Source organism: Bacillus sp. hwrm1 (assembly GCF_040207805.1).
GTDB lineage: Bacteria > Bacillota > Bacilli > Bacillales > Bacillaceae > Bacillus > Bacillus velezensis.
On the sequence record NZ_CP157943.1, the window covers coordinates 1,453,479 to 1,467,444 of the forward strand.

The following is a 13,966-nucleotide window of genomic DNA, read 5'->3' on the forward strand; positions in this document are numbered from 1 at the left end:
GGACTGTGAGCCTTGTGAAGGAAGCGGTGCACACACAGAATTTATTTGATATTCACGGCATGAACGTATGGTACGGAGCCCATCAGGCTTTAAAGGACATTACGATCGGTTTTGAGGAGCGGAAGGTAACTGCGATCATCGGTCCGTCCGGCTGCGGGAAATCCACTTTTATTAAAACATTAAACTTAATGCTGCAAATGGCCCCGAATGTCAAAGTGACAGGCGACATGATCTATAACGGGCGCAATCTGCTGAAAGAAAAGACGGATGCGGCAGAATTAAGAAAACAGATCGGTATGGTGTTTCAAAAAGGCAATCCGTTTCCCCAGTCAATATTTGAGAATGTCGTGTACGGTCCGAGAATTCACGGCGAAAAAAATAAAAAGAAACTGCTTGAAATCGCCGAGGAATCTTTAAAGGCAGCTGCGCTCTGGGATGAAGTGAAAGATCGCCTTCACCAGCAGGCGCTTTCACTGTCAGGCGGTCAGCAGCAGCGGCTGTGCATCGCAAGGGCGCTCGCCACAAAACCGGACGTCCTTCTGATGGATGAACCGACGTCTGCTCTTGATCCCGTGTCCACGCGGAAAATAGAAGAGCTGATTTTGACATTGAAAGAAAAGTATACAATCGTCATTGTGACGCACAACATGCAGCAGGCTGCGAGGGTCTCTGATCAAACCGCGTTTTTCTATATGGGCGAACTGGTAGAGTGGGGCGATACGGGCAAAATATTTTCTCAGCCGGATCATCAAAAAACACATGATTATATCACCGGAAAATTTGGATAAAAAAACGGGCCCGGCCATTGACCGGGTCCGTTTTATACTGCCTATTAAAAAAGCCTGCCGGCCGTATCCATCTGAATGGACGATGCCTGCAAGCTTTTTTAGCGGGTTAATGTTTTGACGATTTTTTTAAAGCTCATATCTGAGTCGACTTTGAAATGGCCGGCGCGGATTTCTTTATGGTAGCCTGCGTCAATGACGTAATCATTAAAGTCCTTCGCTGAAGGAATAATCCCTTCTTTTTCAAGAATGGATGACACATCAGCAGTGCTCATTCCGTCTTTAATCGTCAGTTTGTATGTTACTTTTTTCTTTTTGGCGTCTGTGTTTTGGTCGTTGTTTAACGATTTTTCTTTAGAATCAAGCAGTTTTTGATAGTCATCCCGGTTGACGGAGACTTTTTGCTGATCGTCGAGGTAGCTGTTTACTTCTTTTTCTGTCAATGCTGTTTTTTCGGTTTTAACGGCGGCTGCCTGGTCATGGTCAGTCAAATAGAAGACAGCGGCGAGAACGGCCGTCGCTAAAATCATGCCTGCTGCAAAAGCCTGAATGCCCCGTTTTGTCATACGAGCACCTTCTCATTATCTTTAATAATGGTATTGACGTCCTCGACAGACACGTGCTCCGCTTTTGCGATGGCTTCCGCAGACATTCCGTTGTTATATTTTGAAATGATTTGTTTGGCGATTTTTTGGTTAATGCCGCTGCTTTTGGCTTTGCGGATCACGAGGTTGGTTTCCAGCAATTCTTCTTCAAGCACCGTCATTTTCTTTTTCAGCTTGTAAATTTCCTGCATGGCGGAAAGCTGAAGCGTTTCAAGCTCCTGTTCCACGTCTTTCATCGGATCTCTTTGAGAATATGAGAATGCAATAAGCGCTATACTGACGATAAACAACGCAATAATAGCAATTTCCACGTTTCATCACCTTCTATTATTAATTTGCCCTTCTTTTTTATACCATAAAACGCCGCCATTCTAAAGGAAATAGAGAAAAAAACGGAATTTTGTCGGGAAATCTTTTTTATTCGGGGAGCAAACGGTTATTTCTCTATAGATTTCGTATCAGAAAGTCCTTTTTTGTCCTGTTTCGTCATATTTTCCCTTCATCTGACGCAAGCTCATTCAGAGGATCAGAAGCATAAACTGATGTTTTCTGCACTTAAACAACATTTCATGTAAATCACTCTAGCATTCCGTCCATTATAGTGGTATTATATATAAGTCTGAATAAGTAAATGATATTTAGTTTGGAGGGAAAATAATGCGCGTTAATATTACTTTGGCTTGCACTGAATGTGGTGAGCGTAACTATATTTCTAAAAAGAACAAACGCAACAATCCGGACCGCGTTGAATTTAAAAAATATTGCCCACGTGATAAAAAATCTACGTTACACCGTGAAACAAAATAAGCTGTTTAAAACAGCGGAAAAAGCTGGAGCTTTCAATAAAGTTCTGGCTTTTTTGTCTTTCAGGGAGGTTTGAGAAACGTGAAAGCACAAATCAGAACCGCTATAAAAGCAAAGCTTTCTGACATGACAGAAAGTGAATGGGAAAAAAAATGCCGCAGCATGCGTGAAACGCTGTTTTCTTTAAAAGAATGGAAACAGGCCCGCGTGATCGCCGTTACCATCTCGACACGCCTGGAAATTCCGACACGGCCGATTATTGAACAGGCCTGGAAAGAGAAAAAACAAGTCTGTATCCCAAAATGCTTTCCGCAGACGGGAGCGATGGAGTTCCGTACATTTTCTGCGTATGATCAGCTGGAAACCGTATATGCGGGCCTCAGTGAACCGATCGAGAGCCAGACGGAAAAAGCCGCCCAAAATGACATTGACCTTGTGATTGTGCCCGGCGTGGCTTTTGACCGGGAAGGCTTCAGAATCGGATACGGCGGAGGATATTATGATCGGTACCTCTCCGGTTATAAAGGCCGTACCGTGTCGCTTCTCTTTGACTGCCAGCTGACAGACCGCATTCCCCGCATGCCCCACGATATTCCGGTCGATATGATCGTGACTGAATCTGAAACCATCGCTTAATCGCATAAAAAACTTCTTGCACCGGAATAATTCTCGCTGTTTGACAAACGATAGGGGCAGGAGGGATAAGATGAAAAAATTGTTGATCTACTCATTATGCGCCGTATCTGTTTTAGCCGTTTACCAAAACCGCTACCGTCTGATGAACAGCGTGCTCAGCCAGCCGGGGATCAGACGGTCATTCATTCATTTCTTTTTAAAAATACCGTTTATCAGAAACAAATTCATTCAGCAGGCATTTTAAACAAATCCCGTTTTTCAGCGGGATTTTTTGCATAAGAAAACCTGCCGGTAAAAAACGGCAGGTTTTCTCGTATTGTCAGCTTTTTTTCAGGAAACCGAGCAGAATTGAGATCATAGGAGAAATGTACAGGAAAAAGGTAAACGGCAGGTAGTCGATGACGGGAACCCCTAATGCGCTTGCCATAAAAGCGCCGCTTACTCCCCAGGGAATCAGCGGGTTGATCAATGTTCCGCCGTCCTCAAGCGACCGCGCAAGGTGAATTCGCTTAATGCTGAGCTTGTCATATAAAGGTTTATAAGATTGACCCGGAATTAAGATCGACAAATACTGCTCACCTGTCGCAAGGTTTACGCCTATACTTGAGAAGACGGTCGCCATGACAAGACGTCCTTTCGTATGCACGCCTTTTATCAATCCTTGAAGCAGCGCCGCGATCAGGCCCGTTTTTTCCATCAGGCCGCCGAGCGCAAAGGCGATCATGATCAGAGAGACTGATCCCATCATCGATTGGAGCCCGCCTCTGTTGATAATGCTGGCCACAGCCTGGTCGCCGGTTTTAAACGCCGTCCCGCTTTGCAGGGCGGATATAAATCCTTGAATGCTGCTGTCAGGAATAAAAACAGCAGTCAGAAGCCCTGCGGAAATAATACCGGCGGTAAGCACCGGAATCACGGAAATCCGTCTCACAGCTAAAATGATCACCAACAGAGGTGAAAGAAGCGACCAAGGCGTAATGTGCACGGCCTCTTTCATTCCGGAAATGACCGCCTCAATATTTTGCGTTGAAGCGGCATTTATTGAAACCGATGAACCGAGAATATAAAAAAGAACAATCGTGATCAGCAGTGCCGGAACGGTAGTGCCCATCATATGGCGAATATGCTTAAAAATCGGAATTTCGCCGATTCCGGCGGCAAAATTCGTCGTGTCGGACATCGGTGACATTTTATCACCGAAACAAGCCCCGCAAATGACTGCTCCCGCCGTCCATTCGAGCGGAACTCCCGCCGCGCTTGCTACCCCTAACAGCGCGACGCCGATTGTACTGACAGTTGTCAGACTTGAGCCGACAAGCGTGCTGATAATCATGCAGGAAAATAATGCGGTCAAAAGCAGCTGACTCGGCTGTATAATTGACAAAGCGTAAACGGTGACGGTGGGAATGGCGCCGCTGTACATCCAGGCGCCGATCAGCATACCGATCAAAGCCAGTACGATAATCGGCTGCACACCGTTTTTCAATCCGCTGACAATTCCTTTTTCAAGACTCTCCCACGAGAAACCGAGCCACAAACCTGCCAGAGACAGAATAATGACGCAAAAGAACAGCGGCATATGCGGCTCTGTATGAAAGAAAAACAGGCAGGACATAATGACTGCTAACATCAAGACAAATAAACTGATGGCTGAGATGAACGTCAGCCTTTTTTCTTGTTTCAAAACAACACCCCATCAAACTTTAATCCTTTTGTGCTTTTGGGCACGAAAGTATTGTAACAGAAAAACGCATAAATGAGTGTTTTTTTACAATTGTGAATATACAATTTATGAAAATAATACAAGGATATTTTCTCCAATCGTTTTTTGCTTGACGCCCGGATCAGTGATGAAATACGCTTATACTAAGAAGAATAGAAATGGTGAAGCAGATGAATTCATTTTATGACGTGCAGCAGCTGTTTAAGTCATTCGGACATATCGTTTATTTCGGTGACAGACAAGCCGAAATTGACTTTATGAAAGATGAATTAAAGGAAATGTACTTGTCAAACGTGATTGAAAGAGAATTATGGCAAAAAGCCGCCGGTGTTCTTCAGAGAGAATCGGAGCGGATCAAAGGCAGATAACAAAGCAGGATTTTAATAAGAAAAGGAGATTATTATGGAAGATACATGGTTTGCGGGGATTGATCTTGGCGGGACAACCATCAAGCTGGCCTTCATCAACATGTACGGTGAAATTCAGCATAAATGGGAAGTTCCGACCGATAAATCAGGAAACACAATTACGGTCACGATCGCCAAAGCGCTTGACCAGAAGCTGGAAGAACTGAACAAGCCGAAACGGATCGTAAAATGGATCGGAATGGGAGCGCCCGGACCCGTGGAAATGGCGACGGGAGTGGTCTATGAGACGACAAATATGGGGTGGAAAAACTATCCGCTGAAAGACCATCTCGAGGCGGAAACGGGTATTCCGGCCGTCATTGAAAACGATGCCAATATCGCGGCGCTCGGAGAAATGTGGAAGGGTGCAGGTGACGGGGCCAAAGATGTCATTTTAGTGACGCTCGGAACCGGAGTCGGCGGAGGCATCATCGTCAACGGAGAAATCGTTCACGGTAAAAACGGGGCCGGCGGAGAAATCGGTCATATTTGCAGTATTCCGGAAGGAGGAGCTCCGTGCAACTGCGGAAAATCCGGCTGCATCGAAACGATTGCGTCCGCAACCGGCATCGTCCGCATCGCGAAAGAAAAGCTTGCGGCTGTTTCCGACTCTTCGCTCTTACAAGTGCGCGATCTGACGGCACGTGACGTGTTCGAAGCGGCTAAACAGCAGGATAAGACAGCGCTTGAAGTCGTCGATTATGTCGCAAAACATTTAGGCCTCGTGCTCGGAAATCTGGCAAGCGCCATGAATCCGACGAAAATCGTGCTCGGCGGAGGCGTGTCCAAAGCGGGTGAAATCCTGCGGTCAAAAGTGGAAGAGACTTTCAAAATCACCGCATTCCCGCGTTCTGCGGAAGCGGCGGATATTTCGATTGCGGCACTTGGAAATGACGCCGGAGTCATCGGCGGGGCGTGGATTGCCAAAAATGAATGGCTCAAACATCAAAACTGCTGAAGAAAGTCTGCCTGCCCATATCGCGGGCGGCTTTCTTTTTTTATCTCCCCTGTCATATAGTTTTTAAAAAAGGGGGATGAACATGGCGGGAATTCGTGTCAAACCTGAATTGAAACAGCATATGAAAGATATTGCAAAGGTGCTTTCAATTGATGAAAAACTGTTGAAAGCCGCTGATAAAACGGCGGAAAACGATGAATTATTTTGCCCCGGCTTTGCCGTGAGCGGGCAGTCAGAGGGTCCGCCGCTTGAGACGCTGAGCGGGCTTTCGCGATACATCCGGCACTGTGAAAGGACTCTTTCCGCTGATCAATGGGTGAAGGAAGAAAAGGTGTACGGGTCCCAATCGGTTTATGAAGAAATTGAGAAAATAACGGATGTCTTTCCGTTTGTCACGTGCCGTAAAATCGGCAGTTCCGTATTGGGAAAGCCGCTTTATGAGCTGAAAATAGGTGCGGATACGGCTGAAAGAAAAGTCCATGTAAACGCCTCATTTCATGCCAATGAATGGATCACCACCTCGGTCGCGCTTAAATGGTGTAAAGAATATTGCGCGGCATTATGCGAAAATAAAACCGTTTTCGGGCACTCTGCGCTTGATATATTCAGCCGGACATCATTGTCATTCGTTCCGCTCGTAAATCCCGACGGTGTTGATCTCGTACTTTACGGATGTGAAGATTTATCAGAAAAAAATGAATTTCTTAATGAATTAAATGAGCAGCGCCCGGATTTCCGCGAATGGAAGGCGAATATAAACGGTGTGGATTTAAATAAACATTTCCCATCCAATTGGGATATTGAACAGAGGCGCAAACCGAAAGCCCCTTCATACCGTGATTTTCCGGGGACGGCGCCGCTCACTGAACCGGAGGCGCAGGCAATGCACCGGCTGATAACGGAACAGCCGCCTGACCGGATGATCGCGCTTCATACGCAGGGAGAAGAGATTTATTGGGGATACGAAGGATGTGAACCCGAGCAATCATCCCGGATGATTCGGGAGTTTGAAGCGATAAGCGGAAACCGCTATCAAGGCGTAAAAACCATTGACAGCCATGCCGGTTTTAGGGATTGGTTTATACAGCAGTATGGAAAAGAGGGCTATACCATTGAGCTCGGGAAGGGAAAAAACCCTTTGCCTTTTCATCAGTTTGCTGATATTTATCAAGCGACGGAAGGTATTTTGTGGAGGTCGCTTGTTTTTTGAGACATCTGTGAAATTTCTCATTTGTTTACATAAACAAATATGGGACAATAGAAAAGAATGGAGGGAAGGCTGGTGAGATACTTGGTTTGTGTTCTGCTGTCAGCACTCGTTCTGTGTTTAGCGGCCTGTGAACCATCTCATCAGCAGCAAGACACAGGCGTTTCGGCAAAATCGGCAGAACAGAAAATCGTTCCGCTCAGTAAAAAGGAAGCGGAGAAAACGGAAGGATGGCTGGATAACAGAACGATCCTGTATACAGCACATCATCAGCTGATGAAATATGATCTTTTCAGCGGAAAATCCGAACGGCTCTATGAAACAAAGGGCAATATTGTCAATGTAAAGATATGCCGGAAAAAACAGCTGATTCTCGTACAGGTGACAAGCAGCGGTCAGACTGAGCTTGTGCTTATGAACAAGCAGGGGAAAAGACTTTATCACAAAGCCTTTAACTCTTATGAGCTGGAGACGGCTTGGAATCCGTATGACCCGTATCAAATGATGATTACCGTTTTTACTGAAACATGGGACTTCACTGCCTATACGGCCGATATGAACAACGGCATTTTAAAAAAGAGTCCCGTTCAGGCCCCTTTTGTCCATTGGACCTCCACTGATGAATTCCAATATATCAAGCAAGGAAAAACGGAGGAAGAGGGTCCTTTATATTCTTATCACTTGCAGACAAAAAAAGAAAAAAGAGTGCTTCATCACGTCATCTGGGCCGATTCCCGCCCGGGCATGACGATTGCCGTCAGACAAACGGATCAATCGGACGGAGACGGCGAGTTCCTTTTCCAAAAGCCGGCATCCGTGACGCACCGCTTTCCTCTCCAAAAAAAGTATGAGAGCTTCGCGCCGATGGAGTATGATTACGATCAGACACACAAGCGGTTTTACATATTTAAGCCTGAAGGCCGCTCTTACAATCTGATCAGCTTTGACTTAGGAGACGAACGGGAGCGGACGGTGCTCAAAAACACGGAAATGGAGCCGATTCAGATCTCTCCGAACGGGGAATACGCTTTATACGGCTTTACGTATGACCGTCTGATTTCACTGAAAACAGGCATGACAGAACCAATCATAACAAATGAAAAAGGAGTTTGAACCAAATGGCAATTGCAGATGTCACAATCATTCCGATCGGAACAAAAACACCGAGTGTCAGTGAGTATGTAGCTGATGTGCAAAACATTTTGGAGGGTTACAAAGCTGCCGGCAAAATCAAATTTCAGCTCACGCCGATGAACACTTTGATTGAAGGTGAGCTGAGCGACTTATTCGCAGTCATTCAGGACATTCACGAAGCCCCGTTCCAAAAAGGGCTGCACAGAGTGGCGACAAATATCCGCATTGATGACAGACGTGATAAAGAAACGACACTGGAGAGCAAAATCAAAAGTGTCAGCAAACATTTGCAGCAATAAAAAATAAGCCTGTATCCATTGGATACAGGCTTTTAATGTGCAGTCGGATAGCCGCTGGTTACAACGGTCATTACGGTAAACCAGCCAAACACGCCCAGCGTGGCGGCGGCTAACAAAAATCCCAGGATATTTCTCTGTCTGACAGCCCGCAGGACTCCTAATACAGCTAATAATGCGACAAGGCCGAAGATTACAACAAGTAACATCATGCTCCTCCTTTGTCATTGGAACCTGAAAATCTTTCCATTTCATTTTAACCGTTTTCATTTTGTTTGTCGATAGCGTTTTCCCGGCCGCATTCATTGAATCTTCCGCAGAAAACCTTCATAATAAGGGCATATACATAAAGAGGTGATGAAAGTGAAATGGAGACGAATGCCGGCCGGTCCGATTCAGGCAAACGCGTATTTTCTTGTCAGTGAGGATCAGTCCTGTCTTATTTTTGATCCGGGCGGAGAAGCGGACAAAATCAACAATTACATAAAAGAAAACAATCTGAAGCCGCTGGCCATCTTACTGACGCACGCCCATTTTGACCATATCGGCGCGCTTGACGAAGTAAGAGACAGATGGGATGTTCCCGTATATCTTCACAAAAATGAAGAAAAGTGGCTGGAGGACTCTTCCTTAAACGGATCGGGCATATTGCGGGGCATCGCCGTAACGGCACGGCCCGCCGAACGGCTCATCGAAGGCGACGGCATTTTGGACATCGGGCCTTTCCATTTGGAGACATTGTTTACGCCGGGACATTCACCGGGAAGCGTTTCTTATTATGTGAAGGACGCGGATCTGGTGATTTCAGGTGATGTGCTCTTTCAGGGAGGCATCGGCCGAACTGATTTACAGGGCGGAAGTCAGGACGTATTGCTTGATTCCATTCATCAAAAACTGCTCACGCTTCCCGGACATACACTTGTGTTAAGCGGGCACGGGCCGGAAACGGATATTCAGACAGAGCAGGAGCGAAACCCGTTTATCAATGGTTTTTCACTGTAAATGAAAAAAGACAGACCATAACGGTCTGTCTTTTTCTGTCAGTGGGTTCCGCCGCCCGGTGTCATAATAAAAATAGAGTAATATGTAAATCCGGCGAAAAATACGGTTAAGTAAGCTCCGAAAATATAAATATACATCCGCTCAGTCAGATTCAAATAAGAAAGAAATACGAAAAAGATCGTCTGTCCAAAAAACAAAAGTGAAGCGTCTTTCATGCCCCCTAAAAAAAACATGACTGCAAATATCCCCGTCCAAAATCCTAACACCCGGAACATGCGATTCATTCCTTATCCCCTCCCGAGAGTCTATCTGAAGTTTATTATAATAGATCGGCACTCAAAATGTAAACATTTTCATGATTATATTTATTGTGGAATTTATGTCTTTCCCTGTGTTTTATATCTTATGCCGCTCTCTCAAAAAGATCCGAAAAATCTTTTTGGAAATATGTTTAATGAAAAAAAGTTCAGGGTACTTATGTTAACAAAGAGACGGATTATCCGAGGGAGGAATTTTTAAAAATGAAAGAACTTATTTTTTATTCATACCCGAGCTGCACATCATGCCGAAAAACGAAACATTGGTTAAAAGCCCACAATGTTGACTTTCAAGAGCGCCATCTATTCAGGGAGACACCGACAATTGATGAATTGAAGCAGATCTTATCATTAACGACTGAAGGAATTGATGAAATATTGGCGACGAGAAGTCAAACATTTAAAAATCTCAACCTGAACATTGAAGAAATGACTGTAAATGAAGTGCTGAAGCTTTTGACTGAGAAGCCGAAACTGCTGCGGCGTCCGATTCTGATCGATCGCAATAAGCTCGTTATCGGATACAATCCGGGAGAACTGATGAAGCTGACGAAGAAAAAAACGGTACATCAATCTGTATCATAAGAGAAAAACGAAGATCCGCTGATCAAAATTTATCAGCTAATCTTCGTTTTTTGCGGTTGCGGGACTGGGCTAGCTGGATTCGAACCAACGATCACGGAGTCAAAGTCCATTGCCTTACCGCTTGGCTATAGCCCATCGGATGTAATTACAGTATGTGCGTCCGGCGCCGATTTATACATACAAAGGAATTTGAATGGAGGAGACACGTGAAACATTTGAGTGAAACATTATCTCGAACCTTAATTGAAGAATCAGGTGAAATCACACGCCAGTGGCTGCTCATACCAAAATCGGGGCGGCCTTCAGATGATCAGAAAGCGGAAATGCAGCACCGTCTGTTAATTGAAATCGTTGCCGGCATTTTATCGGAAAAAGACGGCGGAGAAGAGGAGCTGACAAAATGGGCGCTTCAGTTCGCAAGGGACCGGGCCGTCCATGAAGTACCGGTCTATGAAAGCGTCACGAGCTTTAAAGAATTCCGGAGATTGGTCTGGAACCGCATACAGACGTGCTGTGAAACAATGTCTGAGAAGCCTGGGGCGAATGCGGTATTCCATTGGGGAGAGAAGCTGAACAAAGCAATTGACCATATGATTGAAGTATTTACAGAGGAATATTATAAAGTGACGGTTACACAATTAAACGCCCAAAAAGAAATGATTAACGAACTAAGTGCGCCGATTATGCCGATTGCCGACGGTATTGGAATTTTGCCGCTCGTCGGCGAAATTGACACCTACCGGGCAAAAATGATTTTGGAATCGGTGCTTGACCAATGTTCTTCACTCCGTCTTTCTTATTTATTTTTAGATATATCAGGTGTGCCGATTGTGGATACGATGGTCGCTTATCAGATTTTTAAAGTGATTGACAGCACAAAACTTCTTGGCATAGAAACGACAATCTCAGGCATCAGGCCGGAAATCGCGCAGACCGTCGTGAAGCTCGGCATCGATTTTTCTCAGGTGAAAACGGAGCAGAGTCTGGCGAAAGCGCTGGCAAAAAACGGATTTATCGTAAAAGAATCATTAAGATGATAAAAAGCTGAATGGCCGGGAGGGATGTCTCCCTCAGCTATTCAGCTTTGTCAGCTTCAATCGTAATGATATGATGGCTGTCGATTTCTTTTACCGTAAATGTGTAGCCTTCAAAATCAATGGTGCTCCCGGGCTTCGCGTCAATATGCTGAGTAAGAAACCAGCCCCCGAGTGTATCGACTTGATCAGCCGTAATCTCTGTTCCGAGTACATCATTGACGTCGCTGATCAGCAATTTGGCGTTCAGGAGATAGCGGTTCTTCCCAAGCTTTTGAACGGAAGGTGTTTCATCCGTATCAAATTCGTCGCGGATTTCGCCGACGATCTCTTCAATGATGTCTTCCGCCGTTACTAATCCCGCGGTTCCGCCGTACTCATCAATGAGAATGGCCATATGGGCGTGTTCCCGCTGCATTTTAACGAATAATTGATAAATCGGAATCGTCTCAATCACATGGATCGCCGGCTGGATGTAAGGGCTGAGTTCGTGTTTTGTAAACGCCGCTCCTTCTGACAGGAATCTGAATAAAACTTCTTTTATATTGATGATGCCGACTACATGATCTTTATCTCCTTTTACTACGGGATACCGGGTATATTTATTTGTTTTGATAATGTCCCGGAGCATATGTCCCGATCCGCTGTCTAACGGCAGACTCACCATTTCATTCCGGGGCACCATAATTTCTTTGGCAGTGCGCTTATCAAATGTAAAAATGTTATTTACGTAATGCAGCTCGCTTTTTTTAATCATGCCGCTTCGATAGCTTTCGGCAAGGAGCACCCGCAATTCCTCTTCCGTATAAGCCATTTCATGTTCGGAAGCAGGCTTCAAGCCGAACATGGCTGTAATCAGGCGGGCGGAATGATTGAGCAGCCAGATGAACGGAAACATTAACTTATAAAACAAAATCATCGGTCTGGCAGACAAAAGTGTAATCCGCTCGGCTTTTTGGATAGCAAAACTTTTCGGGGCGAGTTCGCCGATAACGACATTCACATATGTAACCAGCAGAAAGGCGATGATCAATGACAGGACTTGGGCAACCGCTTCGTGAACTCCGGTCTTTAAAAATAACGGCTGAAGCATTGCTTTGACTGTCGGTTCACCCAGCCAGCCGATTCCCAAAGCGGTGACGGTGATGCCCAATTGGCATGCCGATAAATATTCATCGAGGTGTGTAATGACATGCTTGGCTGCTTTTGCTCCTTTTACATCTTCCTCAATGAGCTGATTAATGCGGGAGCGCCTTGCTTTAACGATTGAAAACTCTATGGCGACAAAACACGCCGTTAATAAAATAAATAGTACGATGGCAGACAGTTTGATGATATACAATGTAACGCCTTCCGCGAAGGAAGGCTTGCACCTCCCTTTTTTCGGAATAATACCACTGTAGAAAGCTGCTCAAACATCGAACCTGGTTTAGCCTGCTTCATTTACGGTAATAAAACAAGAAAGCGATACTGGAGGATGACAAGAGATGAAGGTACATTCGGGTGCGGACTGGCTGTGGTACCAGCTCGGTCCGCATGAAAAAACAGAAGCGAAAAAAATGATTCATCACAATCACTGGCCGCAATGCGAAAAGTGGTTTGAACATGAAAATCATATAAACTTTCTGCGCTCAGATACAAATGATCAGAATAATGAAGCGGTTTTCGGTTCTTTAATCTATCATCAAGGATTAGATGATGAAAAAAACCATACCGTATTTCACTTTTATATTACGAGAGACTTCTTTTTTACGATTAATTTTGATTTTTCGCTGCTGCGCGGTGTAAAAGAAAAGCATGCCACACAGCAGATTCAAACCTGTGAAAATCCGATTGAAGGCTTTTTTGTTCTGCTGGGAGAGCTGATGAATTCCTATCTGATCGGACTGGATGAATTTGAAGTCAAGCAGCGGACGCTGAAATGGCAGATTCATGATGACAACAGCAAAGGAATCTTGGAAAATGTGCATAAACTGCGCCATGAGCTGTTCATTTGGAAAGGCCTTACACTGGGGGCTAAAAAAGTGGAAATGGCTTTAAAAGAAGCTTTTCTTCCGAAGAATGACAGGCAGAAAGATTACCTCAGAGCTCATCAAAAGATGGAAAGAGGAATTACATATATCAATGAGTTTGATCAGGAATTGAGCAATCTGCTGCACGCCGAGGAAGTCATTACCTCCCAAAGAGGAAATGAAATTGTGAAAGCCTTGACGATCTTTACAACTCTCTTTACACCGATGACGGCGCTTGGAGCTCTCTGGGGGATGAACTTTGATAACATGCCGGAGCTTCATTGGAAATATGCGTATATTTGTTCCATCGTGCTCATTATTGTATCAACCCTGCTGATTTATATTTATCTGCGGCAGAAAGGCTGGACAGGGGACATTTTGAGGGAGCATCAAAAAAAATATTTGCGGAAAGAAAAGAAACGCTAAGAAGAGCAGGCATACGCCTGCTTTTTTTTGATGGC

19 protein-coding genes and 1 tRNA gene are annotated in these 13,966 nt (G+C 45.0%); 13 read left to right on the forward strand and 7 right to left on the reverse strand.

Annotated features, from left to right (window positions below; genetic code table 11):
• Positions 1-5: 5 nt before the first annotated feature.
• Entirely contained in the window at positions 6-788 is a 783-nt protein-coding gene (pstB, locus tag ABK447_RS07535) for a phosphate ABC transporter ATP-binding protein PstB (protein WP_003153040.1), read from the forward strand.
• A 98-nt stretch (positions 789-886) separates the two neighbouring features.
• Here the strand turns inward: pstB and ABK447_RS07540 are convergent, their stop codons facing one another.
• A complete protein-coding gene (locus ABK447_RS07540) occupies positions 887-1,351 on the reverse strand; it encodes an endolytic transglycosylase MltG (protein ID WP_007408308.1) in 465 nt (154 codons plus the stop codon).
• On the reverse strand, positions 1,348-1,701 hold the full coding sequence (locus tag ABK447_RS07545; protein ID WP_003153047.1) for a hypothetical protein: 354 nt from the start codon (positions 1,699-1,701) through the stop codon (positions 1,348-1,350). Before ABK447_RS07545 ends, ABK447_RS07540 begins: the two co-directional genes overlap by 4 nt.
• Positions 1,702-2,047: 346 nt before the next feature.
• On the opposite strand from ABK447_RS07545, the gene rpmG reads away from it, so the two are divergent.
• From rpmG to ABK447_RS07560, 3 genes are all read left to right on the forward strand, one after another.
• Positions 2,048-2,197, forward strand: coding sequence for a 50S ribosomal protein L33 (gene rpmG, locus ABK447_RS07550; protein WP_003153056.1), 150 nt, complete (start codon positions 2,048-2,050; stop codon positions 2,195-2,197).
• Between the two features lie 78 nt (positions 2,198-2,275).
• Positions 2,276-2,830: a 5-formyltetrahydrofolate cyclo-ligase gene (locus ABK447_RS07555; protein WP_094031839.1), complete on the forward strand. Its 555-nt coding sequence runs from the start codon at positions 2,276-2,278 to the stop codon at positions 2,828-2,830.
• Positions 2,831-2,900: 70 nt separating this feature from the next.
• Entirely contained in the window at positions 2,901-3,074 is a 174-nt protein-coding gene (locus ABK447_RS07560; RefSeq protein WP_007408311.1) for a hypothetical protein, read from the forward strand.
• A 75-nt stretch (positions 3,075-3,149) separates the two neighbouring features.
• On the opposite strand, the gene nhaC is transcribed toward ABK447_RS07560, so the two are convergent.
• Entirely contained in the window at positions 3,150-4,460 is a 1,311-nt protein-coding gene (nhaC, locus tag ABK447_RS07565; RefSeq protein WP_373431976.1) for a Na+/H+ antiporter NhaC, read from the reverse strand.
• Positions 4,461-4,711: 251 nt separating this feature from the next.
• Here nhaC and ABK447_RS07570 point away from each other — a divergent pair, with 251 nt between their 5' ends.
• The 5 genes from ABK447_RS07570 (at position 4,712) to ABK447_RS07590 (ending at position 8,558) form a co-directional block, all read left to right on the forward strand.
• On the forward strand, positions 4,712-4,921 hold the full coding sequence (locus ABK447_RS07570; RefSeq protein WP_007612586.1) for a YqgQ family protein: 210 nt from the start codon (positions 4,712-4,714) through the stop codon (positions 4,919-4,921).
• A 34-nt stretch (positions 4,922-4,955) separates the two neighbouring features.
• The gene (glcK, locus tag ABK447_RS07575) at positions 4,956-5,918 is read left to right on the forward strand and encodes a glucose kinase GlcK (RefSeq protein WP_060562623.1); all 963 of its coding nucleotides are present in this window, start codon (positions 4,956-4,958) and stop codon (positions 5,916-5,918) included.
• Positions 5,919-6,000: 82 nt separating this feature from the next.
• The gene (locus ABK447_RS07580) at positions 6,001-7,128 is read left to right on the forward strand and encodes a M14 family metallocarboxypeptidase (protein WP_094031837.1); all 1,128 of its coding nucleotides are present in this window, start codon (positions 6,001-6,003) and stop codon (positions 7,126-7,128) included.
• 72 nt (positions 7,129-7,200) lie between these two features.
• Complete coding sequence (locus ABK447_RS07585) at positions 7,201-8,238, forward strand: hypothetical protein (protein WP_094031836.1); 1,038 nt, start codon at positions 7,201-7,203, stop codon at positions 8,236-8,238.
• Between the two features lie 5 nt (positions 8,239-8,243).
• A complete protein-coding gene (locus ABK447_RS07590; protein WP_003153073.1) occupies positions 8,244-8,558 on the forward strand; it encodes an MTH1187 family thiamine-binding protein in 315 nt (104 codons plus the stop codon).
• Between the two features lie 32 nt (positions 8,559-8,590).
• Here ABK447_RS07590 and ABK447_RS07595 read toward each other — a convergent pair whose 3' ends face one another.
• Positions 8,591-8,764: a DUF2759 domain-containing protein gene (locus tag ABK447_RS07595; protein ID WP_003153076.1), complete on the reverse strand. Its 174-nt coding sequence runs from the start codon at positions 8,762-8,764 to the stop codon at positions 8,591-8,593.
• Between the two features lie 154 nt (positions 8,765-8,918).
• Between ABK447_RS07595 and ABK447_RS07600 the strand changes: the two genes are divergently transcribed.
• Positions 8,919-9,557, forward strand: coding sequence for an MBL fold metallo-hydrolase (locus tag ABK447_RS07600; protein WP_015240215.1), 639 nt, complete (start codon positions 8,919-8,921; stop codon positions 9,555-9,557).
• Between the two features lie 38 nt (positions 9,558-9,595).
• On the opposite strand, the gene ABK447_RS07605 is transcribed toward ABK447_RS07600, so the two are convergent.
• A complete protein-coding gene (locus ABK447_RS07605; RefSeq protein WP_003153078.1) occupies positions 9,596-9,841 on the reverse strand; it encodes a DUF2626 domain-containing protein in 246 nt (81 codons plus the stop codon).
• A gap of 237 nt (positions 9,842-10,078) precedes the next feature.
• On the opposite strand from ABK447_RS07605, the gene ABK447_RS07610 reads away from it, so the two are divergent.
• Positions 10,079-10,459, forward strand: a complete 381-nt coding sequence (locus ABK447_RS07610; protein WP_003153079.1) for a Spx/MgsR family RNA polymerase-binding regulatory protein — start codon at positions 10,079-10,081, stop codon at positions 10,457-10,459.
• Between the two features lie 64 nt (positions 10,460-10,523).
• On the opposite strand, the gene ABK447_RS07615 is transcribed toward ABK447_RS07610, so the two are convergent.
• Positions 10,524-10,594 (reverse strand) — tRNA-Gln (locus ABK447_RS07615).
• A 71-nt stretch (positions 10,595-10,665) separates the two neighbouring features.
• Between ABK447_RS07615 and ABK447_RS07620 the strand changes: the two genes are divergently transcribed.
• Positions 10,666-11,496, forward strand: a complete 831-nt coding sequence (locus ABK447_RS07620; protein WP_007408317.1) for an STAS domain-containing protein — start codon at positions 10,666-10,668, stop codon at positions 11,494-11,496.
• Between the two features lie 37 nt (positions 11,497-11,533).
• On the opposite strand, the gene ABK447_RS07625 is transcribed toward ABK447_RS07620, so the two are convergent.
• Complete coding sequence (locus ABK447_RS07625; protein ID WP_021494315.1) at positions 11,534-12,835, reverse strand: hemolysin family protein; 1,302 nt, start codon at positions 12,833-12,835, stop codon at positions 11,534-11,536.
• A gap of 145 nt (positions 12,836-12,980) precedes the next feature.
• Here ABK447_RS07625 and ABK447_RS07630 point away from each other — a divergent pair, with 145 nt between their 5' ends.
• Entirely contained in the window at positions 12,981-13,931 is a 951-nt protein-coding gene (locus tag ABK447_RS07630; protein WP_007408319.1) for a magnesium transporter CorA family protein, read from the forward strand.
• The last annotated feature ends 35 nt before the right edge of the window (positions 13,932-13,966 follow it).

Bases quoted from the DNA above. Each gene is read 5' to 3' on its own strand.
- glcK (WP_060562623.1), top strand. From the start codon at position 4,956: ATGGAAGATACATGGTTTGCGGGGATTGATCTTGGCGGGACAACCATC.
- ABK447_RS07580 (WP_094031837.1), top strand. From the start codon at position 6,001: ATGGCGGGAATTCGTGTCAAACCTGAATTGAAACAGCATATGAAAGAT.
- ABK447_RS07590 (WP_003153073.1), top strand. From the start codon at position 8,244: ATGGCAATTGCAGATGTCACAATCATTCCGATCGGAACAAAAACACCG.
- ABK447_RS07605 (WP_003153078.1), bottom strand. From the start codon at position 9,841: ATGAATCGCATGTTCCGGGTGTTAGGATTTTGGACGGGGATATTTGCA.
- ABK447_RS07570 (WP_007612586.1), top strand. From the start codon at position 4,712: ATGGTGAAGCAGATGAATTCATTTTATGACGTGCAGCAGCTGTTTAAG.
- ABK447_RS07560 (WP_007408311.1), top strand. From the start codon at position 2,901: ATGAAAAAATTGTTGATCTACTCATTATGCGCCGTATCTGTTTTAGCC.
- ABK447_RS07540 (WP_007408308.1), bottom strand. From the start codon at position 1,351: ATGACAAAACGGGGCATTCAGGCTTTTGCAGCAGGCATGATTTTAGCG.
- nhaC (WP_373431976.1), bottom strand. From the start codon at position 4,460: ATGTTAGCAGTCATTATGTCCTGCCTGTTTTTCTTTCATACAGAGCCG.
- rpmG (WP_003153056.1), top strand. From the start codon at position 2,048: ATGCGCGTTAATATTACTTTGGCTTGCACTGAATGTGGTGAGCGTAAC.
- ABK447_RS07595 (WP_003153076.1), bottom strand. From the start codon at position 8,764: ATGTTACTTGTTGTAATCTTCGGCCTTGTCGCATTATTAGCTGTATTA.
- ABK447_RS07610 (WP_003153079.1), top strand. From the start codon at position 10,079: ATGAAAGAACTTATTTTTTATTCATACCCGAGCTGCACATCATGCCGA.
- ABK447_RS07630 (WP_007408319.1), top strand. From the start codon at position 12,981: ATGAAGGTACATTCGGGTGCGGACTGGCTGTGGTACCAGCTCGGTCCG.